Source organism: Robbsia sp. KACC 23696, assembly GCF_039852015.1.
Lineage (GTDB): Bacteria > Pseudomonadota > Gammaproteobacteria > Burkholderiales > Burkholderiaceae > Robbsia.
Window position 1 is genome coordinate 2,865,151 of sequence record NZ_CP156626.1, and the last position, 25,019, is coordinate 2,890,169.

General features: G+C 61.4%; 22 protein-coding genes and 4 tRNA genes. 13 read left to right on the forward strand and 13 right to left on the reverse strand.

Going from position 1 to position 25,019, the window contains the following annotated elements:
- Positions 1–212 precede the first annotated feature (212 nt).
- From pepN to ABEG21_RS11990, 5 genes are all read left to right on the forward strand, one after another.
- Positions 213–2,987, forward strand: coding sequence for an aminopeptidase N (gene pepN / locus ABEG21_RS11970; RefSeq protein WP_347554813.1), 2,775 nt, complete (start codon positions 213–215; stop codon positions 2,985–2,987).
- A 68-nt stretch (positions 2,988–3,055) separates the two neighbouring features.
- Complete coding sequence (locus tag ABEG21_RS11975) at positions 3,056–4,063, forward strand: class 1 fructose-bisphosphatase (protein WP_347554814.1); 1,008 nt, start codon at positions 3,056–3,058, stop codon at positions 4,061–4,063.
- 148 nt (positions 4,064–4,211) lie between these two features.
- Positions 4,212–4,287: transfer RNA gene (locus tag ABEG21_RS11980), tRNA-Thr, on the forward strand.
- 259 nt (positions 4,288–4,546) lie between these two features.
- On the forward strand, positions 4,547–4,720 hold the full coding sequence (locus ABEG21_RS11985) for a hypothetical protein (protein ID WP_347554815.1): 174 nt from the start codon (positions 4,547–4,549) through the stop codon (positions 4,718–4,720).
- Positions 4,721–4,832: 112 nt separating this feature from the next.
- Positions 4,833–5,561, forward strand: coding sequence for a hypothetical protein (locus ABEG21_RS11990; RefSeq protein WP_347554816.1), 729 nt, complete (start codon positions 4,833–4,835; stop codon positions 5,559–5,561).
- 29 nt (positions 5,562–5,590) lie between these two features.
- Here ABEG21_RS11990 and ABEG21_RS11995 read toward each other — a convergent pair whose 3' ends face one another.
- The gene (locus ABEG21_RS11995) at positions 5,591–6,160 is read right to left on the reverse strand and encodes a hypothetical protein (RefSeq protein ID WP_347554817.1); all 570 of its coding nucleotides are present in this window, start codon (positions 6,158–6,160) and stop codon (positions 5,591–5,593) included.
- The gene (locus ABEG21_RS12000) at positions 6,160–6,414 is read right to left on the reverse strand and encodes a hypothetical protein (protein ID WP_347554818.1); all 255 of its coding nucleotides are present in this window, start codon (positions 6,412–6,414) and stop codon (positions 6,160–6,162) included. The genes ABEG21_RS11995 and ABEG21_RS12000 overlap by 1 nt, the downstream gene beginning before the upstream one ends.
- Positions 6,415–6,745: 331 nt before the next feature.
- On the opposite strand from ABEG21_RS12000, the gene ABEG21_RS12005 reads away from it, so the two are divergent.
- Together ABEG21_RS12005 and ABEG21_RS12010 are read left to right on the forward strand one after the other, a co-directional pair.
- Positions 6,746–7,030, forward strand: a complete 285-nt coding sequence (locus ABEG21_RS12005; RefSeq protein WP_347554819.1) for a hypothetical protein — start codon at positions 6,746–6,748, stop codon at positions 7,028–7,030.
- 693 nt (positions 7,031–7,723) lie between these two features.
- Positions 7,724–8,875: a porin gene (locus tag ABEG21_RS12010; RefSeq protein WP_347554820.1), complete on the forward strand. Its 1,152-nt coding sequence runs from the start codon at positions 7,724–7,726 to the stop codon at positions 8,873–8,875.
- A gap of 194 nt (positions 8,876–9,069) precedes the next feature.
- Here the strand turns inward: ABEG21_RS12010 and ABEG21_RS12015 are convergent, their stop codons facing one another.
- The 4 genes from ABEG21_RS12015 to ABEG21_RS12030 all read right to left on the reverse strand — a co-directional run bounded on the left by ABEG21_RS12015 (position 9,070) and on the right by ABEG21_RS12030 (position 10,006).
- A complete protein-coding gene (locus ABEG21_RS12015) occupies positions 9,070–9,255 on the reverse strand; it encodes a hypothetical protein (RefSeq protein ID WP_347554821.1) in 186 nt (61 codons plus the stop codon).
- Positions 9,256–9,441: 186 nt separating this feature from the next.
- Positions 9,442–9,518, reverse strand: a tRNA-Arg gene (locus ABEG21_RS12020).
- Positions 9,519–9,565: 47 nt separating this feature from the next.
- A complete protein-coding gene (locus tag ABEG21_RS12025) occupies positions 9,566–9,856 on the reverse strand; it encodes a hypothetical protein (protein ID WP_347554822.1) in 291 nt (96 codons plus the stop codon).
- A 73-nt stretch (positions 9,857–9,929) separates the two neighbouring features.
- A tRNA-Arg gene (locus tag ABEG21_RS12030) sits at positions 9,930–10,006 on the reverse strand.
- Positions 10,007–10,172: 166 nt separating this feature from the next.
- Between ABEG21_RS12030 and greB the strand changes: the two genes are divergently transcribed.
- Complete coding sequence (greB, locus tag ABEG21_RS12035; protein ID WP_347554823.1) at positions 10,173–10,733, forward strand: transcription elongation factor GreB; 561 nt, start codon at positions 10,173–10,175, stop codon at positions 10,731–10,733.
- Positions 10,734–10,756: 23 nt separating this feature from the next.
- Here greB and ABEG21_RS12040 read toward each other — a convergent pair whose 3' ends face one another.
- The 4 genes from ABEG21_RS12040 to ABEG21_RS12055 all read right to left on the reverse strand — a co-directional run bounded on the left by ABEG21_RS12040 (position 10,757) and on the right by ABEG21_RS12055 (position 15,592).
- Complete coding sequence (locus tag ABEG21_RS12040) at positions 10,757–13,105, reverse strand: bifunctional (p)ppGpp synthetase/guanosine-3',5'-bis(diphosphate) 3'-pyrophosphohydrolase (RefSeq protein ID WP_347556758.1); 2,349 nt, start codon at positions 13,103–13,105, stop codon at positions 10,757–10,759.
- Between the two features lie 420 nt (positions 13,106–13,525).
- Positions 13,526–13,732 carry a DNA-directed RNA polymerase subunit omega gene (rpoZ, locus tag ABEG21_RS12045; RefSeq protein WP_347554824.1) on the reverse strand — a complete coding sequence of 69 codons (207 nt, stop codon included), beginning with the start codon at positions 13,730–13,732 and terminating at the stop codon, positions 13,526–13,528.
- 57 nt (positions 13,733–13,789) lie between these two features.
- On the reverse strand, positions 13,790–14,497 hold the full coding sequence (gmk, locus tag ABEG21_RS12050; protein ID WP_347554825.1) for a guanylate kinase: 708 nt from the start codon (positions 14,495–14,497) through the stop codon (positions 13,790–13,792).
- A 9-nt stretch (positions 14,498–14,506) separates the two neighbouring features.
- Complete coding sequence (locus tag ABEG21_RS12055) at positions 14,507–15,592, reverse strand: DUF1732 domain-containing protein (RefSeq protein ID WP_347554826.1); 1,086 nt, start codon at positions 15,590–15,592, stop codon at positions 14,507–14,509.
- Positions 15,593–15,856: 264 nt separating this feature from the next.
- Between ABEG21_RS12055 and rph the strand changes: the two genes are divergently transcribed.
- The 4 genes from rph to ABEG21_RS12075 all read left to right on the forward strand — a co-directional run bounded on the left by rph (position 15,857) and on the right by ABEG21_RS12075 (position 18,978).
- Positions 15,857–16,660, forward strand: coding sequence for a ribonuclease PH (gene rph, locus ABEG21_RS12060; RefSeq protein ID WP_347554827.1), 804 nt, complete (start codon positions 15,857–15,859; stop codon positions 16,658–16,660).
- Between the two features lie 64 nt (positions 16,661–16,724).
- The gene (gene rdgB / locus ABEG21_RS12065; protein WP_347554828.1) at positions 16,725–17,393 is read left to right on the forward strand and encodes an RdgB/HAM1 family non-canonical purine NTP pyrophosphatase; all 669 of its coding nucleotides are present in this window, start codon (positions 16,725–16,727) and stop codon (positions 17,391–17,393) included.
- The gene (gene hemW, locus ABEG21_RS12070; protein WP_347554829.1) at positions 17,390–18,793 is read left to right on the forward strand and encodes a radical SAM family heme chaperone HemW; all 1,404 of its coding nucleotides are present in this window, start codon (positions 17,390–17,392) and stop codon (positions 18,791–18,793) included. The genes rdgB and hemW overlap by 4 nt, the downstream gene beginning before the upstream one ends.
- Positions 18,794–18,888: 95 nt before the next feature.
- Positions 18,889–18,978 (forward strand) — tRNA-Ser (locus tag ABEG21_RS12075).
- A 143-nt stretch (positions 18,979–19,121) separates the two neighbouring features.
- Here ABEG21_RS12075 and ABEG21_RS12080 read toward each other — a convergent pair.
- Together ABEG21_RS12080 and ABEG21_RS12085 are read right to left on the reverse strand one after the other, a co-directional pair.
- Positions 19,122–20,630, reverse strand: coding sequence for a M81 family metallopeptidase (locus ABEG21_RS12080; protein WP_347554830.1), 1,509 nt, complete (start codon positions 20,628–20,630; stop codon positions 19,122–19,124).
- Between the two features lie 83 nt (positions 20,631–20,713).
- Positions 20,714–21,940, reverse strand: coding sequence for an MFS transporter (locus ABEG21_RS12085; protein WP_347556759.1), 1,227 nt, complete (start codon positions 21,938–21,940; stop codon positions 20,714–20,716).
- Positions 21,941–22,234: 294 nt separating this feature from the next.
- Between ABEG21_RS12085 and ABEG21_RS12090 the strand changes: the two genes are divergently transcribed.
- Positions 22,235–23,152, forward strand: coding sequence for a LysR family transcriptional regulator (locus tag ABEG21_RS12090; RefSeq protein ID WP_347556760.1), 918 nt, complete (start codon positions 22,235–22,237; stop codon positions 23,150–23,152).
- A 1-nt stretch (position 23,153) separates the two neighbouring features.
- On the opposite strand, the gene ABEG21_RS12095 is transcribed toward ABEG21_RS12090, so the two are convergent.
- Entirely contained in the window at positions 23,154–24,725 is a 1,572-nt protein-coding gene (locus ABEG21_RS12095) for a sensor domain-containing diguanylate cyclase (RefSeq protein WP_347554831.1), read from the reverse strand.
- Positions 24,726–25,019 lie beyond the last annotated feature (294 nt).

The following is a 25,019-nucleotide window of genomic DNA, read 5'->3' on the forward strand; positions in this document are numbered from 1 at the left end:
GGCGAGCTGCGCACGAGGCAGCCCTGCAAATCATTATCGCTGCAAAACGCCCCCCCGGATATCCAACCTCGATGGGAGTCCGGCCAATTTTGTACAATGACAGCACATAGCGGTTTCGTCGCCAAGGCAGGCATTGACGCGGACGTCCTGCATGGGATGCCGCGCTGGCGACGATACGCACTCTGCCCCCGGATTTCGTCCTCGGATTCGCCATGCCCGATATTTCTTCCGCAGCCTCCGTTCCCGCGCATCAGCCCGATATCAGCAACGGCACGTCGGTGATCCATCGCCGCGACTACGCGCCGCCGGCGTTCCTGATCGATACCGTGGATCTCGCCTTCGATCTGATTCCCGAACGCACCGTCGTGACGAACCGCATGACGCTGCGCCGCAATCCGGACGCCGCGCCCGGGCAGTCCCTGTCGTTGACCGGCGAACAGATGACGCTGCTGTCCGCGACGATCGACGGACAGGCGGTGACGCCCCGTCAAGTCGGCACGGCATTGATCTTCGACGCGCTGCCGACAACAGCGTCGCCGTTCACGCTGACGCTGGAAACCAGCTGCGCGCCGGCCCAGAACACGTCGCTGTCCGGGCTCTATGTCTCGAACGGCAACTTCTTCACGCAGTGCGAAGCGGAAGGTTTTCGTCGCATCAGCTATTTCCTTGATCGCCCGGACGTGATGTCGGTCTACACGGTGACGTTGCGCGCCGATAAGTCCGCCTACCCGGTGCTGTTGTCCAACGGCAATCTGCTGGAAGCGGGCGATCTGCCCGAAGGCCGCCATTTCGCGCGATGGGAAGACCCATTCCGCAAACCGAGCTATCTGTTCGCGCTGGTGGCCGGCAAGCTGGAACGCATCGAGGAAACGATCATTGATGCCACCGGCAAACAGAAGCTGCTGCAGGTATGGGTGGAGGCAGCGGACCTCGATAAGACCCGTCACGCAATGGACTCGCTGATCCATTCCATTCGCTGGGACGAACACCGCTTTGGCCTCAGTCTCGATCTCGATCGCTTCATGATCGTCGCCGTCGGCGACTTCAATATGGGCGCGATGGAAAACAAGGGCCTCAATATCTTCAATACGAAGTACGTGCTGGCCCGTCCTGAAACCGCCACCGATGTCGATTACGCGAATATCGAAGCCGTGGTGGGCCATGAGTATTTCCACAATTGGACCGGCAATCGCGTGACCTGCCGCGACTGGTTCCAACTGAGCCTGAAGGAAGGCCTGACCGTCTTCCGCGATCAGGAGTTCTCCGCGGACATGGCGGCCGGCGTCCTCGACGGCGCGGTCGATCCGGTGGCGGCAGCGAGCGCCTACGCGACCAAGCGGATCGAAGACGTCCGGGTCCTGCGACAGACCCAGTTTGCCGAAGACGCGGGCCCGATGGCCCACCCGGTTCGCCCGGAGAGCTATTCCGAGATCAACAACTTCTACACCGTCACGATTTACGAGAAAGGCGCCGAAGTCGTGCGGATGTATCAGACGCTGCTGGGGCGTGATGGTTTCCGTCGCGGCATGGACCTGTACTTCTCGCGGCACGATGGCCAAGCCGTCACCTGCGACGATTTCCGGCATGCGATGGCGGACGCGAATGGCCGCGATCTGAGCCAGTTCGAACGGTGGTATAGCCAAGCTGGCACGCCGCTGCTGACGGTGCGCGACCATTACGATGCCGCAAGCCGCACGTACGCGCTGACGATCACGCAGTCCTATCCGAACAATCCGGCGATCACGACCGCCAAGGATCCGCTGCTGCTGCCGTTTGCCGTCGGCCTGGTCGGTGCCGACGGACAGGATATTCCGCTTCAGATCAGCGGCGCGGCGCCGCGCCATCGACCGCAGGACGATGCGGCCGGCATCACCGAGGTCTTCGAGTTGACGGAGCGGGAAACCACGCTGCGGTTCGACAATATCGACGCGGCGCCGGTGCCCTCGCTGCTGCGCGGATTCTCCGCGCCGGTGGTCGTCGACTTTGCCTACTCGGATGCGCAACTGGCCTACCTGCTGGCGCATGACAGCGATCCTTTCAATCGTTGGGATGCCGGGCAGCGCCTCGCCACGCGTGCGCTGCTGACGGCGGCGGCCGCCGCCGCGCGCGGTGAGACGCCGGTCTTCGACGACGCCGTGGTCGATGCCTTCGGCCGCGTACTGCGCGACACCGCATTGGCCCCGGCCTTCCGCGAGCTTGCGTTGACGCTGCCATCGGAGGCTTATCTGATCGAACAGCTGGAACGCGCCGATCCGCGCGCGGTACACGTCGCGCGGCAGGCCCTGCGCCGTCGCCTGGCAAACGCGCTCCATGCCGAATGGCGTGAAACCTACGACGCCAACCGGACGCCAGGCGCCTACGATCCGTCACCGGTCGCATCCGGCAAGCGCGGACTCCGGCAGTTGGCCTTGGGCTATCTCGCCGAATCCGACGACCGCACCGATGCCGCGTCAGCGGCACGAACGCAGTACGACGAAGCGAACAATATGACCGACCGCTTCGCGGCGTTATCGGCGTTGGTGCGCCTCGGTGGCGACGCGGCGCGCGGCGCCCTCGACGACTTCTATCGCCGCTTCGAACGCGAAGCGCTGGTGATCGACAAGTGGTTTGCCCTCCAAGCCATGCAAGCAGCACGTCCCGGCGCCGCGGCCACGATCGACACGGTGCGCGCATTGATGGGCCACCCGGCGTTCAACCTGCGCAATCCGAATCGCGCTCGCTCGCTGATCTTCAGCTTCTGCGCCGGGAATCTCTCCGAGTTCCATGCCCCGGACGGCAGCGGCTATGCGTTCTGGGCCGATCAGGTCATCGATCTCGATGCGCTGAACCCGCAGGTTGCCGCCCGCCTCGCCCGCACGCTGGAACGCTGGCGTAAATTCACGCCCGCGCTGCAGCAGCAAATGAAACCGGCCCTGGAACGCGTCGCGGCCCACGTACGCTCGAAGGATGTGCGCGAGGTGATCGAGAAAGCATTGGCCAACGCGTGAGGCATTGGCGCGGCATTCCGACGCGCCAAGGTAGAATCTACATAATCGAACCATCGCGGAGTCACGCCATGCAGCAACGCCGTACCACGCTCAGTCAGTACTTGATCGAGCAACAACGCAAAACGCAGAAGTTGCCGGCCGATCTTCGGCTGCTGATCGAAGTGGTCGCCCGGGCCTGCAAGTCCATTGGCTATAACGTCAGCAAAGGCGCCCTCGGTGGCGTTCTTGGCAGTGCCGGCAGCGAGAACGTCCAGGGCGAAGTCCAGAAAAAGCTGGACGTGATCTCGAACGAGATCCTGTTGGAAGCCAATGAATGGGGCGGCAACCTCGCGGCCATGGCCTCGGAGGAGCTGGAGGAAATCCACCCGATTCCGAGCGAATATCCGAAGGGCCGCTATCTGCTGCTGTTCGACCCGCTCGACGGTTCGTCGAATATCGACGTCGACGTGTCGATCGGGACGATCTTCTCGGTGCTGGAATCGGCCGACGGTGAGAACACGACCACCGCCTCGTTTCTGCAAGCGGGCACGCGCCAGGTTGCTGCCGGCTATGCTGTGTACGGTCCGCAGACGGTGCTGGTGCTGACGACCGGCGACGGCGTCAACGGCTTCACGCTGGATCGCGAACTGGGCTCGTGGGTCCTGACGCACCCGGCGATGACGGTACCGGTCGAAACCCGCGAATACGCGATCAATGCCTCGAATGCCCGTCACTGGTATCCGCCGGTCACGCGTTATATCGACGAACTCGAGGCGGGCACCGATGGCCCGCGCGGTAGCGACTTCAATATGCGCTGGATCGCATCGATGGTGGCCGATGTACATCGCGTGCTGACGCGCGGCGGCATCTTCATGTATCCCGCCGACAAGCGCGACCCGTCGAAGCCGGGCAAGCTGCGTCTGATGTATGAAGCCAATCCGATGTCCTTCCTGATCGAACAGGCGGGCGGCGCGGCAACCGATGGCAAGCGCCGGATTCTGGACATCGTGCCGACCAAGCTCCACGAACGCGTCGCCGTGTTCCTGGGCTCGAAGCAGGAAGTCGAACGGGTCACGCAGTACCACCTGGAAAGCTGATTTCGGCCGAATGCAAAATACCTTGAAAAAGGGCTTGCATAATTCAAAGGCTGGGCTATAATTTCGCTTCTTCGCAGCCAGCAGCACACTGTTAGAAACGATTAACAGCGCAGCAGGTCAGCAAAGCAGTTTTTGTTTTTTAGGTTTCGCCGCTTTAGCTCAGTTGGTAGAGCAGTTCATTCGTAATGAAAAGGTCGCCAGTTCGATTCCGGCAAGCGGCACCAAAAAAGTAAGAAGGGCAGCCCACATGGGCTGCCCTTTTTGCATTTGCGACACCCTTTCGTACCGCGCGGGCGCACGCGGTACGGCCGTGGCGGCAGCAGCGGGTCATGCGCATTTGCGTGACAGGACGATGTCGAAATGCCGTGCGGCGATCTGTCGCATCCTCGCGACGACCGCTCTGTAGCTGATGGCGATCATGGCAAATGTTTGCGCCTAGGCAGATAATGGCTTTACACCACCCGCATGCCGTCGAGGACTGCCATGAACGCCCGCCCGATCGCCCCTCCGCCCGCCCAGGTCAACAAGGCAGACCCTGATCCGGTCGCAGTCGAGTTCCTTGATACGGCCCTGCCGCTGCACGTTCAGGCGTTTCTTGCGGAACAGCAGGGGCAGAAGCTGCCGGCGGCACCGTTGCGCGGCAACGCGGTCTCGTAACAGGCTGAAAGCGATTACGGTAGGCGAGGGTCCTGGGGGTATCGCGGCCGCGTGGCGCGCGCTGCGGTATGCTTACGCGCATGGCCCCCAGGGGCGTCTCTCGCAGGTGCTTATGTCTTTCGCTTTATCAGGCGCGGCCGTCCGTCGACGCGCCGTCAAGGCCGTGCGCTCCGCGCTTCGCACTCCCATCCGCCGAACCGCACCGCTCGCCGTCGCAGTCATACTCGCCGGGATCTCGTTCGCGACGATCTCACCCCCCGCATTGGCGCAGACGCCCGAGGTCAAGGAAACGCTGCCGAACGCCGGTGCGAGTCGCGATAACGCGGCGCAGGCCGCTTTCCTGAATATCGTCTCCGTCGCCTCCACGCGTTTGTCGCTTGCACAGACGTTCGCCGGTTGGGCATGGCAGCAGCAACAAGCCGGAAAATCGCCCGGCGACGTTCAGCGCGATGACGAGACCGAACAGGGCACGATCAAGATGGCACCGCACTTCGGCCTGCCCGCCGACTTCGCGAATGCGGTGATCCTGGACCAAACGCGAGCGAGCGAGCAATTGCAAACGCAGCTCTTCGCCGACTGGAAACAAAGCGGTGGTGCACCGCGCGTCGACGACAGCGCTTATCAAGGCGCACGGGGCACGCTGTATCAATTGTCCCAATCGCTATTGGGCGCATTGACCCAGGTGCAATCACTGCGTGACCGCGGCGACTGTCCGATGATGCTATCCCAAGCCATCACGCATTGGACGACGCAGATGGCGACACTGTCGTCGGAACAACGCAAGGCGCTACCGACCGCGCTGGCGCACGTGTGCCGAGGCGGAGTAGGCGGAACGGCGTAAGGGGAAAAGTGCGAACGCGCCGCCCGCGATTATCGCGCGGCGGGGTTGTATCGCCGCGCGATATGACCGAGCAGCAGCCATAACGGCACGATCGCGCCGGCGTACAGCGCAAGCGACACGACCGGCCACCACCGTTTCAGAGGATGCCGACGGCTATAGGCAGCGCGTTGCGCCGCTTCGTCGATCAGATACGCTGCATATGGGTTGCCGCCGACGGCAGCATCGGGGCGTAACGTCGGAAGACTTTCCGATGCACCCTGCGTATCGGCACCGCGGCCGGAACCGTATGCCAGGGAAGAGATGGACGGCGTACGGGGGGCAGAGGCATTTACTGCAGCCTCCGCGTCCGCGCGCCGAGAACCCGACTGTGCGAAATGCGCCAGATCCGATCCGACAGCCGTCCGGGAGGCACCACCCACCCCAGTTACGACTGCCGCGCGTGCAACCGCAGTTGCATATTGCTGATCGGGATTGGCATCCCGCATATTGATACCGAACGTCACGGATGCTATGACGGCCGCACAAGCCGCCGCCAAGTGTCGACTACGAACAGCACTGGCCCCGCGCTGCCCTGCCCCGTTACGTTCGGCGTCTACCATCAGGCGACGCGAACCGAAACTTCCGGATTCGCGTCTGCGCCTTCGATCAGGTTATCGTCCTCGAGCTCTCGATCCGTGCCCGCGCGAACGATCGCAAAACTGACGAACGCCAGCACAAGCTGAAGCGCGACAATCGCAAGTAAATATTTCCACACGGCGGTACTCGAGGAAGATTGAAAGAAGGACGACACCGTCCAGTTGCGTTTATACATGAAGTTGTCACGCGGAGCCAAGCGCTGCGACGATGATTTCATGCGTCATTTTTACCTACTAAAAATTACTCTTTTTTAACAACGACTTATATTACCAACATAAGGCTTTCCCGAGTGTTGCATTATGTCTACGGCGTTGCAAAAACACACGACAACATTGCGCTAAGAAGTCGTTTTTACCGAGTAAATATTTCCTGTCAAACAATGCCATGGCAAGACAGGCTGGTCGGCAATAAATCCTCGGGGTTTCCACGTGTTGTAACAAGGTGTTAGCGCCTTATACTGACGGTAAAGCAGCAAAGGAAATGCGCGCCCGATCCTTGCGATGGCGCATCCTGCATTTCTGGCGCTTGCCCGTTATAAGGAGCGGACGATGACGATGATCAACGGACTGAACAAAGCGCTTTCGCACTTGGCTGACGCTTTCCGTAGCACCCCGTCGGATGAAGCGATCCACGACGACGCCGTCCTGGCAAACGTCAACGAATCGGCATTGAGCTGGCACGGTGATCATTGGCAGAACCTGCTGTCGTCGCCGATGGATGCCCGTCGCTACATTCTTGAAGATTGGAACGACACGGTCGAACCCGTCACCGATGTCGACGACGACGCGCGTATCGACTCGTTTTCAGGTCGTAAGGTACGTTCGTTTAGCTGAAAAACGGCACCGCGTTTAATCGCTTGCCTGAGTTTTACCGCAGGTCGATGGCCCCTCTCCGGTGCGATCGATGCCTGCGGCGCCTCTCCCTCTAAATCCCCCCCTCTCCCCGCCCTATCGCAAAGCGTGCCAACGTGCTCGCGCGCACGTGTCCCTTCCCTTCGATTTGCCAAGCGTTTCCAGCCCGAAACTTTCATGCGAATAACACGGCTGCTCAGACGAAAGACTCGCACTTCGGCGAAGGCGCTTACATTTTTGAGATTTTCTTGACCGCGTCATTGTCGCGTGCCGTAGGCGCCCTCCTACAAGCGCTCCCTTAACGATGTCGCAACGCATCAGATGCACTATGAAAAAGTGGTGTCAAGGCAACGTTTGAAACCGACATTCAAAGTTACACTTTCGAAACAAGCATGTAACACGATGTTTTTAAAGAAATTTAATTTATCAGTTTTTTATTCCATAAATCGCAACAGACTGTTGTGTCGCAATGAATGGGCCGTTGGGACTCGAATCCCTACACTCTCCTTGTCTGGAAACAACCCCGGCCGAATGCCGTTGGCGCCCCGCAAGGCGACTGACAGGCCGCTCGGCGACACCTGATGCGGCACTATGCCGCAGCGAAAGCTGGATGTCAGGATGGCGCTGTGACATGCACGGGGGCAGCCAAACGTTCTTCAATGGAGTGAGAACCAAATGAAAAAGACCCTTATCGTCGCAGCACTGGCTGGCGCATCGAGCTTGCTCGCGTCGGCAGCTCATGCACAAAGCAGCGTCACGCTCTACGGCTTGATCGATGCCAGCATCATGTACACGAACAACACCGGCAGCGGTGCGCGCTATGCCATGAACAGCGGCAGCATCAACGGTAGTCGTTGGGGCCTGCGCGGTGCGGAAGACCTCGGTGGCGGCCTGAAGGCCATCTTCGTGTTGGAGAATGGCTTCAGCATCTCCAACGGCACGATGTTGCAACAAAGCCGTGAATTCGGTCGTCAAGCATTCGTCGGTCTGTCGAGTAACCAGTTCGGTACGATCACCGCCGGTCGCCAATACGAGTCCGTATATGACTACCTGGGCCCGTTGGCTCTGACCGGTAGCGGCTACGGCGGTACGATGGCTGCTCACCCGTACGACAACGACACGTTGAACGCATCGCTGCGCGTCAACAACACGGTCAAGTACACGAGCGTCGACTACAACGGCCTGAAGTTCGGCGGTATGTACGGCTTCAGCAATGCCGCAGGCGGCTTCTCGAACAACCGCGTGTACAGCGCGGGTGCGTCGTACCAATACGCTGGCTTCAACTTCGCCGGCGGTTACACGCAAGTGAACAACTCGGGCTCGAACACGGCTACGGGCGCAGTCGGTCAAGCTACGATCGCCGCCGCACGTAATCGCATTTTCGGTGCAGGCCTGAACTACGCGTTCGGCCCGGCCGTCATCGGTTTCGTGTTCACGCAAAGCAAGTACGACCACGCATCGGCGGACAACTACAACGTTGCAACGGCTGTTGGCCTGCCGACCGGTTCGTACATCCGCTTCAACAACTACGAAGTCAACGGCCGTTACAGCCTGACGCCGGCTTGGAACGTGTCCGCTTCGTACACGTACACGCAAGGTCGTGAGTCTGGCTTCGGTACGCAACCGTCGTCGTCGCCGAAGTTCCAAACCGGCACGCTGATGACGTCGTACTCGCTGTCGAAGCGCACGGACGTCTACGCAGAAGGCGTGTACCAACAGTTCACGGGTACGAACTACCTGGGCGGCGCGTCGATCAACGGTGCCGGTACGCCGAGCTCGTCGAACAAGCAAGTGTCCGTCGCTGTGGGCATGCGTCACCGCTTCTAAACAAGCATAAGACAAAGCCGGCTGCTTTCGGGCAGTCGGCACTGGCGGGCCGCCGCGGCGACCCGCCTATCTCAAACGCCCCTCGGGGCGTTTTTTTTCGCCTGTGGCAAAGGTGTAGGTCGCGCGACATGCATCTACACCCAGCGCGGCTTTCAGGTTTTCAAAGCGCGGAGTGTGTCCTGCAACATCGGCCCTTACTGGCGCGCGACACTCTTGATGTCCCCGATCTCCCCGTCCGGTGTCGCCGGTGTACCGGCGCCCTCCTTCACGCCATAGTTCGGCAGCTCGGCACGCGCCAGGCTCAGCAGGCGGATCAATTCGCGAACGTCGTCCGGGGTCGCCTCTTCGGGATGGGCGGCCAGTCTTTCCAAATCAATCATGCGGCATCTCCGTTATTGTCATACGCGAATCGCGTGACCGACTGCGACGCACCATCGTAAGCATATTGCATTCCCGCGCTGCAAAGGCCAATGCACGCCATCTACATGGGAGACCCAACCCCCAAAAAAATGAGGACGAAAAAAAACCCGGATACGATCACGTATCCGGGCTTCTTTCACTATTGGTGGTGCGGCTGGCAGGATTCGAACCCACGACCCCTTGGTTCGTAGCCAAGTACTCTATCCAACTGAGCTACAGCCGCACGCTTGGTACTACACTACGACTTTAAGCAATCCGCGCAGGTCCTTTTCAGGACGGGTCTGCGGCTTTCGCCTTAAGACCGCCGGCAATCAACAACTCGGTCAGCACGGCGGACATGCCGCCTTCGTGTTCCGCCGCACGTTGCTGCAGCTGCTTGATCAACTCACCATCCAGTTTGCACGCGAACGGTAGCAAACCTTTCTGTTGATCGAGCCGCCGCTGTTCACGACGATCCGGAACCACTGCTGCGCCTTGCCCGAAACGCGCGGACGTCGCAGCTTGCTTCAACGAATTGTTGAGCTTCAGGCCTTTGTTCTTTTCGAGGTCGAACTTATTCACGTGAATCTCGTTGCACCGAAAGAACAAAGGCCCGGGTGATTAACACCCTGGCCTTTGCGGACTACGGTATTACTGGTGCGGCTGGCAGGATTCGAACCCACGACCCCTTGGTTCGTAGCCAAGTACTCTATCCAACTGAGCTACAGCCGCACGACTAAGAGACGTAATTATAGCGATGTCATTGAAAAATGGAAGCGTTTTTTGTCGACTTGCGGCTATGCATCACGCTATCGCTGTCGCTTTCGTGTAACCTGATAAAAATGTCGCGGCCGCGCCACACGCGCGCCGCCTGAGCCATTGTCGGCAGGACCTGAATATGAACAAAGCCTTCGTAAAAGAGACGTCGAACGATGACGACGACGATCTCGAAACCGGCGCCACGCCGATCCCCGCGGGTGCCAAGAACTACATGACGCCAGCCGGTCATCAGGCCATGCGCAACGAATTGCTGCATTTGTTGGACGAGGATCGTCCCGAGGTCGTGAAACTGGTCTCATGGGCCGCCTCGAACGGCGACCGATCGGAGAACGGGGACTATATCTATGGCAAGCGACGCCTGCGCGAGATCGATCGACGCATCCGTTTCCTAACCAAGCGCCTGGACCTGGCGGAAGTCGTCGATGCGAGCAAGCAGGAGAATGTGGATCAGGTGTTCTTCGGCGCGACGGTCGACTATGCGAACAAGGCCGGTGACGAGACGACGATTACGATCGTCGGCGTGGACGAGGTCGACCTCGATCACGGACACATCAGTTGGATTTCACCGGTTGCCCGCGCTTTGCTGAAGGCACGGATCGGCGACACGGTGACGCTACAGACGCCGGCGGGTATCGAACATCTCGAAATCCTCGATGTGCATTACCCGCCCGCCCCCTGATACGACCGGAAAGGCGTCCGCGCTCAGTAGGCTTGGGCGTCGCGGTTCACTCGCAAACCCAGGGCGTCGAAGCGCCCGCTCTGCTGTTCGCTCGGCTTCTCGCGCGCGATCCGCATGACATCCGGATTGGTCCGCACGCGTCGCATGACATTGGCCAGATGCACGCGGTCGCTGACCTGGATCAGGAAGCGCAGCGTCGTCGATTCCTGATCGGTGTTCTCGTCCATTGCCACGTGGGCGATATTGGCCGCCGTCGAGATGTCGGCCGCCACCCGCGCGAACACGCCCTTCGTGTTCTTCACCAGCACACGCACGCCGACGTCGAATTGACGTCCCGGCTGCGGCGCCCAGGCCACGTCGATCCAACGGCTCGGATCGCGGTGATGGATACGGCGCGCATTCCGACAGTCGGTGGTATGGATCGCCATGCCCAGGCCGATACCGATATAGCCCATGATGTCGTCGCCAGGGATCGGACGACAGCAGGCAGACAATTGCACCGCCATGCCCTCGGTGCCGGTGATGACCACCGGCGGGCCGCCCGTCGGGCCCAGCACCGGCGATGCCTCGCCGTCGCCCGGCGCGGTCTCGGCAGCTCGGCTCGCATCTTCCTCGCCGTCGCGTCCGCTCATCAACAGCTCGATGCGCTTCGCCATGACCGCCGCGAAACGGCGTCCCAGGCCGATGTCGGCATAGATCTCCTGCCGCGTCGTATTGCCGGTCCATTGTCCGAGCTTTTCCCAGACTTCCGGCGTCACGGCCGCCAAGGTCAGGCCATACGGCTTCAGCGATTGGTCCACCAGGCGCTCGCCCAGTTGCACGCTCTCGTTGAAGCGCATCGTCTTCAGGTAGTGGCGGATCGCCGAACGGGCCTTGCCGCTCCGCACGAAGCCGAGCCAGGCCGGATTCGGCTTGGAATACGGCGCCGTGATCACTTCGACGATGTCGCCGCTCTTCAACTCGGTGCGCAGCGGCAGCAGTTCGTTGTTGATCTTGACCGCGACACACTGATTGCCCAGCTCGCTGTGCACCGAATAAGCAAAGTCCAAGGCGGTCGCACCGCGTGGTAGCGCCATGATCTTGGACTTCGGCGTAAAGACATACACTGCGTCGGGGAACAGGTCGATCTTGACGTGCTCGAGGAACTCGGCCGAATCGCCCGCCTCGGACTGCAGATCGAGCAAGGATTTCAGCCACTGATGCGCGCGCGCCTGCACGTCGTTCAGATCGGCGCTGCCGTTCTTATACAGCCAATGCGCGGCAACGCCCGATTCGGCGATCTCGTGCATCGAAACGGTACGGATCTGAAACTCCACCGGCGTGCCGAACGGGCCGACCAGCGTCGTATGCAGGGACTGATACCCGTTGACCTTGGGGATCGCGATGTAGTCCTTGAACTTGCCGGGCACCGGCTTGTACAAGGCGTGCAACGCGCCGATGCACATATAGCATTCGATCGGATCGTTCACGACCACGCGGAAACCATAGACATCCAGCACCTGCGAGAACGACAGCTGCTTCTCGCGCATCTTGTGATAAATGCTGTAGATCGTCTTCTCGCGTCCGGACACTTCGGCGGAGATTTTCGCGTCGCTCAGCGCCTGCTGCACCGACTCCAGGATCTTGCCCACGACCTCACGGCGATTGCCGCGGGCGGCCTTCACGGCCTTGAACAAGGTGGCGTAGCGCACCGGGTTATAGTTCGCGAGGCTCAGGTCCTGCAGCTCGCGATACGTATTGTTCAAACCGAGACGATGGGCGATGGGCGCGTAGATATCATTCGTCTCGCGCGCCACCCGTCGTCGTTTTTCCGGCGGAACGGCGCCCAAGGTCCGCATATTGTGCAGACGATCGGCGAGCTTGACGATGATCACGCGCACATCGCGCGCCATCGCCAGCAACATCTTGCGGAAATTCTCCGCCTGCGCTTCTTCGCGGTTGCGGAACTCCATCTTGTCGAGTTTCGACAAGCCGTCGACCAATTCGGCTACTTTGGGTCCGAACCGCTCGGCGAGCTCCATCTTCGCAACGCCGGTGTCCTCGATCACATCGTGCAGCAAGGCAGCCATGATCGATTGCGCGTCGAGCTTCCAGCCGGCACAAATCTCAGCCACCGCTACCGGGTGCGTGATGTAAGGCTCGCCGCTCTGCCGGTACTGGCCGAGGTGCGATTCATCGCTGAAATGGAAAGCTAACTTGACGTCGCGAATCTCGGCTTCGGTCAAATACTCCGACAGTCGCTCGGTCAGCTTGGCAATCGAGACGATCTCGTGCTTGCGGGGCTGCTCGGGCGTGGCGGTCGGACCGAACAGGTGCCGGAACGATTGTTCCAGCACCGCGTCGATATAGGTACGGGCCCGGCTCGACGGCATATCGCCGCCGGCGGCGTCGTGGGACGTCTCGCTGGAGACGGATGCGGGGGAGGCGGTCGTTGGGGTATTGCTCATTTCGCCTCCAGAGTGAGTACCGCGTTGAAAGCCTGACGATGCACGAACCATCCCTGACGAACGGGGCAAAAAAGCCGGACCCGGACCGCGTATTACATTTCGGCGCTGGCGGCCTGCTTCGCTACGATACGCGAAGCGCTTTACGCGCGCCTAACCCTGCAGTGACGACAGGGTGCCAAAACGGGAAAGGACGCGCAAGGCGTCGCCTCCGCGTCCAATGGGCTTCCGCCGTCCTCGCGGGGGCCCGTTTCTGCGCCCCTGACCGTTACGGCCCCATTGATACGGGCGTTCAGGGTCAGCGAGCGCGTCGGCCGGAACCGCGCGGGACGTTCAGGTATCCAGTGTTTAGACCGGCACCTTCTTCAACAACTCTTCCGCGGTGAAATAACCGGCTGCGATTTCGCGCAAGGCGATAACGGTCGGCTTGTCGCGGCTGTCGATTTTCGGCGTGTGGCCTTGTGCCAGCTGGCGTGCACGGTACGTGGCTGCCAGCGCGAGTTCGAAACGGTTCGGGACGCGCTTGATGCAGTCGTCAACGGTGATACGTGCCATGTTCGAAAATCCTTCGTGATGTCGATGTATTTTACAACAACCTGGCGTCAGTCCACCTTAGTCAATACTAGGGAGGTGAATACCCAGCTCGATAAACAACGTAGTGTGGCGAGAATACTGCGATGCAAAGCGCAGACGCGTGGCCGATACCACCTGCCGCAACGCCTGCAACGCCGTGTCGAATACATCGTTGATCACGACATATTCCGCTTCCGGCGCATGCGCCATTTCGCCCCCGGCCGCGAGCAGCCGACGAGTGATGACGTTCGCTTCGTCTTGCCCACGCTTGCGCAAACGCTCTTCGAGTGCCTGCAGCGACGGCGGCAGGATGAAGATACTGACCGCGTTATGAAATTGGCGCCGGACCTGCTGCGCGCCCTGCCAGTCGATTTCCAGCAAAACGTCGTTCCCGGTACGCATCTGGTTCTCGATCCAGACCCGCGACGTGCCGTAATAATTCCCATGGACCTCGGCGCACTCGAGGAATTCCCCAGCAGCGCGGCGCGCGAGGAAGTCTTCCTTGGAGACGAAATGGTAATGGACGCCATCCTCCTCGCCAGGACGCGGCGCGCGCGTCGTGTACGAGATGGACAGCGTGATCCCATGATCGTCCTTCAGCAGCGCATTGACCAGCGAGGACTTGCCGGCGCCGGACGGCGCGACCACGATGAACAGATTGCCGGGAAACAGTTGATCGAACCCCTGTCCCTGCGTTCCGTGCGTTGCGTGTGCGCGTTGGTCCTGCCCGTTCGAATGATTTTGCATGATGGTGATTTATTCCAGATTCTGCACTTGCTCGCGCATCTGCTCGATCAGCAGCTTCAGCGCCATGGCCGCGTCGGCCAGTTCCTTGGCGGCCGCTTTCGAGCCGACCGTGTTTGCTTCGCGATTCAATTCCTGCATCATGAAATCAAGCCGTTTGCCGACCTTGCCGCCCTGGTCCAGGACATGCCGCGTCTCGGCCAGATGGGCGCCCAGTCGCGCCAGCTCCTCGGCGATATCGATGCGGACACCATAGACGGTGACCTCCTGGCGGATTCGCTCCTCCACGTCCGCACGGCTCAGCGATGTGTTCGATGCGGGCGCGGCGCCCGCGCCCTTGGTGGCGGCGGAGATCGGCGCCGACGGATCGGGCTCGGCCGCGGGCGCGGGTATCGGGCTGACCGCGCCGGCACCCTCGGCCAAGACGATGCCCAGCGCGTCGCTCAGGCGCTCGACGATCTTCTGCTGCTGGCGCTTGACCAACTCCGGCACCAGCGGGCTGATGCGCGCGACGATGGCTTCCATTTCGGTCGCCTTGTCGAGCAGAACGGCCCGCAGCGCCGCCCCTTCGCGGGCGCGCACATCGATCAGTTCGTCGATCGCTTCGCGCGTTGCCGCGACGATGGCATCGCGCAGCGTATCGGGTTCGATCGACGCGTCGCCGAGGATGCCGGGCCAACGCAGGATTTCCGCGACGCTCAACGATGCCGCTTGCGGAAATCGCGCTTGGACGTCCGCCTGCAACGCCGCCAACTGTGTCAGGACGTGCGCCTGCAAGCCATTGCCGGCCGCCGACGTCGCCGTGGCGGCGCCGGCCAGATCGGCACGGTGAATGGCGACTCGCACTTCCACCTTGCCGCGCGACAGCGACGCCATCAGCATTTCACGAATCGCCGGTTCGCTCGAGCGCGCCTCGTCCGGCATCTTGAAATGGATGTCCAGGAAACGTGAATTGACGCTACGGACCTCCACTTGGAGATGCGTCGGCGCGCCCTGGGCGGGCGCATCGACGGCGGGCGTGTCCCCGCCGACGGGCGTGGGAGGCGCGGGCCACAAAGCGCGGCTCGCGGTAGCGAAACCGGTCATGCTATAAATCATTGGGAATCTCTGTGTCACACGGAAATGGCGGCCCGGCGCCAAAAGCGTATTATCGCATCCCGACGCATCGGCGACCAAAATAGCCGTCGCGATCGCGTCGGGGGCACCGTGCGGCCACATGGGCATTCCGACGCTGCGGCGAGCGCGGTACACTTGCGCATCGTCGGGGCGTCGACCGCCCCTCTCCCCTTTGCATCACGTTCGGCAATCGCTTCGATCACCGTTCCGTTTCGTTTTGCTCCGTTTCGCCTTTCAGGAATCGCCATGACCGCCTCCTCCGACACGTCGATCACGTCCGCGCCCGCTTCCGGCGCCCCCTCGGACGTACCGAATCTGCCGAATCAACGCGCGCACGGCCGTCCTGCGGATGCGCTGCGCCCGGTGCACATCACGCGGCACTTCACGAAGCACGCCGAGGGCTCGGTGTTGGTCGAGTTCGGCGATACGAAGGTGATCTGTACCGCCAGCGTCTCCGAACGCGTTCCGGAGTTTCTGCGCGGGCGCGGCGAGGGTTGGCTGACTGCCGAATACGGCATGTTGCCGCGCGCGACGCACACGCGCAGCGACCGTGAAGCGGCGCGCGGCAAGCAGACCGGACGGACGCAGGAAATTCAGCGCCTGATCGGCCGCGCGTTGCGTGCCGTGTTCGATCTCGAAAAGCTCGGCCCGCGCACCCTGCACATCGATTGCGATGTCATCCAGGCCGATGGCGGGACGCGCACCGCCAGCATCACCGGTGCCTTTGTCGCCGCGCACGATGCGGTGCGCAAGCTGATCGAAGCCGGCCGGATCACCGAATCGCCGATCCGCGATTTCGTCGCCGCCATTTCGGTAGGGGTCTATGACAACGCGGCGCTGCTCGATCTCGATTACAGCGAGGATTCGCAGTGCGACACCGATATGAACGTCGTGATGACGGGAAATGGGCGCTTTGTCGAAGTGCAAGGCACCGCCGAGGGCGAGCCGTTCTCGCGCGACGATATGAATCGTCTTCTGGATCTGGCGCAATCGGGCATCGCGCAATTGATCGCGGCGCAAAAGGCCGCATTGGATCGCACGACCGGTTGACGGTCCCCTAAACGCCGCACGACGGCGCATGTCCCTACCGTATTAGCTCGCAGGCAGTCTCACCATGACGAATCACGATGACCTCTCCGGCGGTGCGCACGGCGCCGTCCCGCTGTCCACCGACGGCGACGTCCGCCGACGCGTCGTTCTCGCGTCGAACAATAAAGGCAAGCTGCGCGAATTCGCCTCGCTGTTGGGCGCCGCCGGCATCGATCTGATTCCGCAGGGCGAGTTGGGCGTCAGCGAAGCCGAAGAGCCCTATGCGACGTTTGTCGAGAACGCGCTCGAAAAAGCCCGTCACGCGTCGCGCGCGACCGGCCTGCCGGCCATCGCCGACGACTCCGGTCTCTGCGTTACTGCGCTTGGCGGCGCGCCCGGTGTGTATTCAGCGCGTTACGCGCTGCTGAATGGCGGCGAAAAGTCCGACGCGGCGAACAATACGCGCTTGCTGACCGACATGGCATCGCATAAAGGCGATGCGGCGCGGCATGCGTACTTCTATTGCGTGCTGGTCATGGTCCGCCACGCGGACGATCCGCAGCCGGTGATCGCCGACGGCCGGTGGGACGGCGTGCTGTTGGATGAAGCGCGCGGTGCGAACGGCTTTGGTTACGATCCGCTGCTGTTCATCCCGTCGATGCAACGCAGCGCGGCCGAGATCGCGCCCGAGGAAAAGAACCAGGTCAGCCATCGCGCGCAAGCGCTGCGGGCCTTGCTCGCAAAGTTGCAATGACCTCGCCGCGCGATCCGCATTCCCCGGACGGCGACGCTTTCCGCGTGACGGAAGACGGTGCGTCGCGTCCTGTTTCGGCGACGACGGACAAGCCGGTTCGCCGCACGATACCGCTCGTGCCTGCCGGGTCGGTCAGCACGACCGGGGCACTCGGCACCGGAGGAACGCTCGGCCCTGTCTATCCGGATCCGTTACCTGAAGGACCAGCCGATGCGGCACGGGCATTTCTCGCCCCGGGCCGTTTGCGACTGAGTGCTTTACCGCCGTTGTCCTTGTATATCCACTTCCCGTGGTGTGTGCGCAAGTGCCCCTATTGCGACTTCAATTCGCATGAGTGGCAAGGTGCCGATGGTTTGCCCGAGCAAGCCTATCTCGATGCGCTGTGCGCGGATCTGGAAAGCGCGCTGCCCTTGATCTGGGGGCGACGGATTCATAGCATCTTCATCGGTGGCGGCACGCCGAGCCTGATGAGTGCCGCGGGACTCGATCGCCTGCTGGCAGACATTCGCGCACGCCTGCAGCTCGATCCGCAGGCCGAGATCACACTGGAAGCGAATCCGGGTACGTTCGAGGCGGAAAAGTTCGCGCGCTATCGCGAAAGTGGCGTGAATCGGCTGTCGATCGGCATCCAGAGTTTCGACGAGGCGATGTTGAAAAAGCTGGGGCGCATCCATGACGCGAAGGAAGCGCGGGCGGCCGTGGAGATTGCGGCGCGGACCTTCGACAACTTCAACCTCGACCTGATGTTTGCCTTGCCGGGTCAAGATCTGGCGGGCTGTCAGGAAGACTTGCGTACGGCGCTGTCCTTCGCGCCGCCGCATCTGTCGCTGTATCACCTGACGCTGGAACCGAACACGCTGTTCCACAAATTTCCGCCGCCAGCGCTGCCCGATGACGATAGCGCCGCCGATATGCACGAGTGGATCACGCAAACGATGGGCGATGCGGGCTATCGGCACTATGAAGTGTCGGCTTACGCGCAGCCGGGGCGGCGCAGTCAGCACAACACCAACTATTGGCAATTCGGCGACTATCTCGGCATTGGCGCGGGCGCGCATGGGAAGCTGTCGTTTCCCGAGCGGATCGTGCGTCAGGTGCGCTACAAACACCCGGCGACGTATATGGCGAAAGCCATAGCCGGCGACGCGGTGCAGGAGTCTAACGAGGTCGCAAATGCGGATCTACCGTTCGAGTTCATGCTGAATGCGCTGCGGCTCGATGAAGGCGTGCCGGTGCAAATGTTCGCCGAGCGGACCGGTTTGCCGGCGACGGTGCTGTCGAAGCACCGCGATGAAGCGGAGCGGCGCGGGTTTTTAGTGCCGGATCCGCTGCGCATCATGCCGACGCCGCTGGGGCAGCGCTTTTTGAACGACCTGCAAGAGATCTTTCTGGCGGGTTGAAGGACGAAGGCGTTCGCCTCGATCGTTGCGTGGAACGGCCGACGAGGCGCCCCCGGTGGCGACGCCGCGACAAAACCATGTACAATCCCGGTCTCGGAGGGCTGGCAGAGCGGTTGAATGCACCAGTCTTGAAAACTGGCGAGGCCTCGCGGTCTTCGTGGGTTCGAATCCCACGCCCTCCGCCAGAATGTCTGTAAAACCCCCGTCAGCGTGTTTGCTTGCGGGGGTTTTTGCTTTTGGGGCCATGGATGCCTAGGTCAGCACCAGAGCGAGGCTTACGCATCTTCGCCCGTGCTCGCAGCCGCGCGCGACTGCGCGGCCCCTCCCTCTACTTCGCCACAAACGCCTCCCCCATCGGCTTCAGGCGCACGCCCGGCGTGAGCCTCTTCCATGGCAGATCAGCCGGATCGGCGATCATCGGTCCGGGCGACTTTGCCACCAGCACCGCTTCCGCAATCGGCTGAAAGTCCGCGCGGAAATGCACGGAACTCTTATTCACCAGAATGCGCATCGCTTCCGGTTGAATGCCCACCATTCGATACAAGTTGCGCTCCCACATCTGCGCCTTGCGCGATGCCACGGCGATCTTGATGCCATCCGGACCGCCAATGCCCAAGCACGCACTCGCGCCCATTTCGACGTCGATGCCATGCATCATCGGACCGTCGTAATGGCAACGACCGTCCGATAAAGCAAGCACTTCGAACGCCCCCTCGAACGGCGAATCGCCTGGCACGCCGGACTGACCACCCAACTTCAGCCTGACGGTCGCGCCGACTCCCGCCTCATGCGCCGCCGCGGCAGCCGCCGGATCGAATATCAGACCCAACGCGGCACCCTTGGCGTCATTGCGCAACAAGGCCCGCAACATCCCCATCGTGTTCGCGTCCGCGCCGGCGCCGGGATTGTCCTGCGTATCGGCGATGACGACCGGCCGCGACGCCCCGGTCGCGAGACGCATCGCTTCCTGCACCGCTTCGTCCGGTTCGAGAAAAGGCACTTGCCACAAGGCCTCATCGCGCAACATCTTTTCGTAGAGCGTCTCAACCGCATCGAGGATCGCGCCGCTGTCTTCTCCATATCCCCAAATCACCGCACCGCACTCGGGGAAATCCGCAGCCGGAAAACCCGGCGCAAACGACAAGGAGAAAACCCGCTCATTTTCGAGAGAGGCAAGACGCGCGTACATCCCCTTGGCCGGCTCCAACATCGTGCACATGCCATTGATCGGAATCAGGAACGGCAAGCGACGATCGACCTTTGTCAGCGGTTTAGGCCCGCTTAGCAACCGTTCGAGCAGACGTGCACAACGCGCCCCTGTCTCGGCCATATCGACATGCGGATAGGTGCGATAGGCAACCAGGCCACTCGCGTTATCGAGCATCCTGCGTGTGACATTCGCGTGAGAATCCAGCGACGTGACGATCGGCAGATCCGGACCAAGCACCGTACGAAGACGATGCAGCAACTCGCCCTCACCATCATCCACATGCTCGGCGACCATCGCACCGTGCAAATCCAGATAGATGGCATCGAAGCCGCCGACCTTCGCTGCCTCGATGATTTCGCTTGTGATGCGCTCGTATGCATCACGCGTGACATGCGCCGACGGACTGGCGCCGGCCCAGATCACGGGGCGTAGCGTATAACCCATTGCTTCGGCTGCTTGTATAAAGCCGCCAATCGGCAAATTGACATCTCGAAAGGCCAGAATAGGCTCGCCGCGCGTCAGCGGCGGATGGCCTTCTCCATGCAAGAAGTTGTCGAATCCCGCGCGCGAGGGCGCGAAGGTGTTCGTTTCATGCTGGAAGCCTGCAATCAATATGGTCTTGGACACGACGTCATTCTCCTGATTTTTTCAGCATCGATGCTTCGCCGACGTCGGGCCGCTGCCGCAACGTCGGTCCGCCAATGCGATCGTTATGGCATACGCGCACCGGCCTTCACGACCGGCACCCGAATCAAGAACAGCAGCACGGCGCCAAGCAGCAGCAGACCAACCATCACGTAGAGACCGGCGGCCAGGCTGCCGGTGGCGGTACGCGCCCAGCCGATGATGGTCGGACTGAAAAAGCCGCCGAGCAGGCCAATCGTATTGATCAAGGCGATGCCACCGGCCGCCACCTCACCTTTCAGATAATCGGACGGTATCGCCCAGAACACCGTGTAGGCGACCCACATGCCCGCCGTGGCGACGGTCATGCAAAGCAACGAGGCGCCAAGGTGCGTCGTCGACGCGGCCAGCGCCAATGCGATCGTCCCGATAACCGCCGGCACGGCACTGTGCCAGCGACGTTCACCGCGTTTATCCGAGCTATATCCCACCACGACCATCGCGATCATCGATACCAGAAAGGGGATGGCCGAATACATGCCGATCTCCAAAGGCGAACTGACCCCGTCGGCCTTCAAGATGCTGGGCAGCCAGAAATTGACGGCATAGATCCCACAAATCACGCAGAAATAGGCGATGGCCATCAGATAGACTTTCGGGTCGCGCGCTACCTGCAGGAACGAGCGATGGCCGTAACGCGGTCCCTCTCCTGCCTCGACTTCGGCCGCCAACACCGCGCGTTCGTCGTCGCTCAGCCAGGTCGCCTGCCTCGGGGTGTCCGATAGAAAAAACCACGCGACGACGCCCAAGAAAACGCACGGTAGCCCTTCGATCAAAAACATCCACTGCCACCCCGCCAGACCATGCGTCCCGGCGAACGCCGTCATGATCCAACCCGACAAGGGACCACCGATCACACCGCTCAGCGGTCCGGCCAGCATCACGATGGCGATCGCCCGCGCCATGCGTGCCTCGCCATACCAATAGGTGAGATAGAAGATCATCCCGGGCGCGAACCCGGCCTCGAAAACGCCGAGCAGGAAGCGTAAGGCGTAGAACATCGGAACGTTGCGCGTAAACAGCATGGCCGCCGATGTCAGTCCCCATAGCACCAGAATGCGACTGATGGTCTTACGTGCGCCCACCTTCGGCAGCAGCAGATTGCTCGGCAACTCGAAGAGCACATATCCCAAAAAGAAGATGCCGGCGCCCAGCCCGTAGGCCGCATCCGACATGCCGAGGGCATCCTGCATCTGCAGTTTCGCAAATCCGATATTCAAGCGATCGAGACAGGCAAACAGGTAGCACACCATCAAGAACGGCAGGATGCGCCAGTTGAGTCGGCTGTACACGGCCGCGAGCGGACCGGTGCCGACAGAGGTCGGATAATTCGCGGACACGTCGAACTCCAGGAGTAAAAGGGGTACTGGCGCGGCGCCAGCGGCCGTCTTATTCGAATCCGGGCGGCCACAGCACCCAATACACCGCCTCGACAGAACATCGTCGCCAGCCATAAACTGACGAGCAAGAGCAACTCTAGAGACGGAGCGTTGCCTGCCAGGCAACGCTCCGTCGATCCCTTTGCCATCCTGTTCCAGACCCTCACGATGCGAGAAATCAATCAGCGCCGGCTCAGGTACTTCCATGAGGTATTGGTCCATGGCTCGATCCGGGGCGCGGCAGACAGCTTGAACACGGCCGCGTCGGTCATTACCCGGCAGATCCGGCTCCTGGAGGAGGAGATCGGCGCGACCTTGTTCGAACGCCATGCGCGCGGCGTCGCACCAACGGCGGCGGCGGCGCATCTCGCCGAGTTCTGGCAGGCCTGCCATGCGCAGCAGTCACAGTTCGAGAGCCGGCTACAAGCGTTGAACGGCCTGCAATTAGGTCAGGTTCGCATTGCAATCAGTGAAGGCTATATCGACGTCCTGATGGACACGGTACTCAGCGCGTTTTGCGGCACCTACCCGCGGCTGGACGTTAGCGTCGACGTGCTGTCCGTCAACGAAGTGTTGAGCGAGGTGGCGGAAGGCAGCGCGCAAATCGGCATCGCCTATAACCCGCCGGTGCATCCTGAAGTGACGACCCTCGCCTCCTCGCCACAACCGGTGGTTCTGCTGCTGCGCGCGGATCACGCGCTCGCGCAGCGCGGCACGGCGGTCAGCGTGACGGAAATGCTGGATTGTCCGCTCGCCCTGATGCCGCCGAGTTTCGGCCTCGGGCAGATCGTCCAGATGCTGGCCTATACCGATAACGTGCATTTACGCCCCACGCTGACGTCCAATTCCCTGGCCGTGTTGCGGCGCTTCGTACAAAGCGGCAACGGCGGCACGTTGATAGGTGCCTTCGGTGCCCGCGCCGAAGTGGAGACCGGGACAATGGTGGCGCTGCCCATCGAGCACGCACTCTTCAAGTCGGCGCAGTCACGGCTGCTCGTGCGAAGCGACCGCCCGCTGACCGCGGCGGCCGATACCTTGCTTCAGTGGATGACCGAGCGCATTCCGATGTTCGCTACTGCGCCTTAGATTACGCGCTCGGCGGTACTGGTTTTCCGCAAGGCTTGCACGCCGCGTAAGTGCGCACCGTATTGCGCCCTTCCGCTTTCGCTTGATAAAGGGCCTTGTCCGCGCTGACGATCAGCGCGCTGGCCGGCACCGTTCGGTCACTTTGCTTTTCCTTGAACGACACGACCGCGACGCCGGCACTCATCGTGACGATGCCGAACGGCGAGGCCTCATGCGGCATACGCAGATCGGCCACGGCACGCGACAGACGACACGCGATCTCGAAAGCCTGATCTTCTGCCAGACCGGGCACCAGGATCGCGATTTCCTCGCCACCGTACCGTGCGACGATATCCTCGCTGCGACCGTCCGCGCTTTTGATCGTCTCGGCGATCCTGCGCAGGCAATCGTCGCCGCCGAGGTGACCGTAAGTATCGTTGTACTGTTTGAAGTAATCGATATCGCACAGGATCAAAGCAATCTCTCGGCGTTCACGTGATGCGCCCGACCAGGCGCTTTCCAGTGCCAGGTCGAATTGCCGACGATTGGCCAAGCCAGTCAGGCCGTCTTGCATGGCCAAGTGCTCCAAGCGGCGATTCATCCGCTCCAGCGCCGCATGCGCCTGCACCAGATCATCTTCGGACGCCGCGCCCTCCAGCACTTTACGGATCAAACGCCACCCTAGCACCGACAACAATCCGACGAACAGCGCATCCGATAACAGATGCACGATCGTGTTCTTGTGCCAGTCCGCCAGGATCTCGTCCTTCGACAAGGCCGCGGTCACGAACAAGGCGTAGTTGTCGACTTTGCGAAACGTATTGAGTCGCGTGATCTCGTCTTGCGCGGATCGAATGAAACGGGTGCCTTGCGGCGCGAGTTTTTGATAGGTGGTGAATAACTCGGAATGTTCGATATTCTTGCCCAGGTAACGCGTCGCGTAGGGACGGCGCATCAACAGATAGCCGTCGGTCGAGACCAGGGCAACCGCGCCTTCACTGCCGATCTCTAGCGAGTCGTAAAAGGTTTTGAAGTAATCGAGACTCAACGTCGCGAGCGCGATACCGGCGAACTGACCGGTCGACGTTTCCAGCCGACGCGAAACCGGTATCACCCAATGCTCAGTAGACCGACTGATCACCGGCTTGCCCAGCACCACGTCGCGTTCCCGGTGGTCTCGATGATAAATAAAGTAATCGCGATCGGCGTTATTCGCCACCTGCCCCGCCGAGGGCGGCTGCGTATAGGCCTTCCACTGCCCTTGCGCATCGAAGACGAACAGACCATCGAGCTGAGGCAATGCCCGCTTGCGCATCAGCATCACTTTGTTGAGGCGAGATAGTGCCGCCGGCCCCATGCCATCGTGTTCGATACGCTCGACCATGCCGACCAATGCGACGTCGGCGCCATCGACGGCATTTTGCGCGTGCGCTTCCATGGCACGCGCCAGATTGTGCGTGGCGTCGTTCATCTCGCGCAACTGCACCGTCCGTTCGCTCCAGCTTCGCCAGGAATCGAATCCGATGAGCGCGATGCAGGATAGCGAAATCAGTAGGATCGCCCGAATGATTACGGGCGCGGCACGGCGGGTCATGTCGATTCCAGCACGCTTGTCGAGGAGAACGGATTCCGCGAGCGCCCGTGCCTGGCACGCGCCTGCACCCACGCCCGGGCAGCCGTTTCCTTCATTACACGTAGTAAGGATCGATACGTCAAGTGACGCACGCGAGGCGGCATTGCTTTGCTTATGGAAGTGCACTAAAACCCGCTGGATGTCGGCTTCGCGCCACGACATCGCATCACAAAAGAAAACGCCCGTTCGTGACATCGTCACGAACGGGCGTTTCAATCGCAGCACTGATTTCCGATATCGATACCGATCCCCGGA

What these genes read in the sequence shown, in the direction of transcription:
- rpoZ (WP_347554824.1), bottom strand. Translation starts at nt 13,732, where the DNA reads ATGGCACGTATCACCGTTGACGACTGCATCAAGCGCGTCCCGAACCGT.
- rph (WP_347554827.1), top strand. Translation starts at nt 15,857, where the DNA reads ATGACCGCCTCCTCCGACACGTCGATCACGTCCGCGCCCGCTTCCGGC.
- ABEG21_RS12005 (WP_347554819.1), top strand. Translation starts at nt 6,746, where the DNA reads ATGACGATGATCAACGGACTGAACAAAGCGCTTTCGCACTTGGCTGAC.
- rdgB (WP_347554828.1), top strand. Translation starts at nt 16,725, where the DNA reads ATGACGAATCACGATGACCTCTCCGGCGGTGCGCACGGCGCCGTCCCG.
- ABEG21_RS12085 (WP_347556759.1), bottom strand. Translation starts at nt 21,940, where the DNA reads ATGGTGTGCTACCTGTTTGCCTGTCTCGATCGCTTGAATATCGGATTT.
- ABEG21_RS12095 (WP_347554831.1), bottom strand. Translation starts at nt 24,725, where the DNA reads ATGACCCGCCGTGCCGCGCCCGTAATCATTCGGGCGATCCTACTGATT.
- ABEG21_RS11975 (WP_347554814.1), top strand. Translation starts at nt 3,056, where the DNA reads ATGCAGCAACGCCGTACCACGCTCAGTCAGTACTTGATCGAGCAACAA.
- ABEG21_RS12055 (WP_347554826.1), bottom strand. Translation starts at nt 15,592, where the DNA reads ATGATTTATAGCATGACCGGTTTCGCTACCGCGAGCCGCGCTTTGTGG.
- hemW (WP_347554829.1), top strand. Translation starts at nt 17,390, where the DNA reads ATGACCTCGCCGCGCGATCCGCATTCCCCGGACGGCGACGCTTTCCGC.
- ABEG21_RS11995 (WP_347554817.1), bottom strand. Translation starts at nt 6,160, where the DNA reads ATGGTAGACGCCGAACGTAACGGGGCAGGGCAGCGCGGGGCCAGTGCT.
- ABEG21_RS11990 (WP_347554816.1), top strand. Translation starts at nt 4,833, where the DNA reads ATGTCTTTCGCTTTATCAGGCGCGGCCGTCCGTCGACGCGCCGTCAAG.
- ABEG21_RS12040 (WP_347556758.1), bottom strand. Translation starts at nt 13,105, where the DNA reads ATGCCGTCGAGCCGGGCCCGTACCTATATCGACGCGGTGCTGGAACAA.
- ABEG21_RS12015 (WP_347554821.1), bottom strand. Translation starts at nt 9,255, where the DNA reads ATGATTGATTTGGAAAGACTGGCCGCCCATCCCGAAGAGGCGACCCCG.
- greB (WP_347554823.1), top strand. Translation starts at nt 10,173, where the DNA reads ATGAACAAAGCCTTCGTAAAAGAGACGTCGAACGATGACGACGACGAT.
- ABEG21_RS12090 (WP_347556760.1), top strand. Translation starts at nt 22,235, where the DNA reads ATGCGAGAAATCAATCAGCGCCGGCTCAGGTACTTCCATGAGGTATTG.
- pepN (WP_347554813.1), top strand. Translation starts at nt 213, where the DNA reads ATGCCCGATATTTCTTCCGCAGCCTCCGTTCCCGCGCATCAGCCCGAT.
- gmk (WP_347554825.1), bottom strand. Translation starts at nt 14,497, where the DNA reads ATGCAAAATCATTCGAACGGGCAGGACCAACGCGCACACGCAACGCAC.
- ABEG21_RS12010 (WP_347554820.1), top strand. Translation starts at nt 7,724, where the DNA reads ATGAAAAAGACCCTTATCGTCGCAGCACTGGCTGGCGCATCGAGCTTG.
- ABEG21_RS11985 (WP_347554815.1), top strand. Translation starts at nt 4,547, where the DNA reads ATGAACGCCCGCCCGATCGCCCCTCCGCCCGCCCAGGTCAACAAGGCA.
- ABEG21_RS12000 (WP_347554818.1), bottom strand. Translation starts at nt 6,414, where the DNA reads ATGAAATCATCGTCGCAGCGCTTGGCTCCGCGTGACAACTTCATGTAT.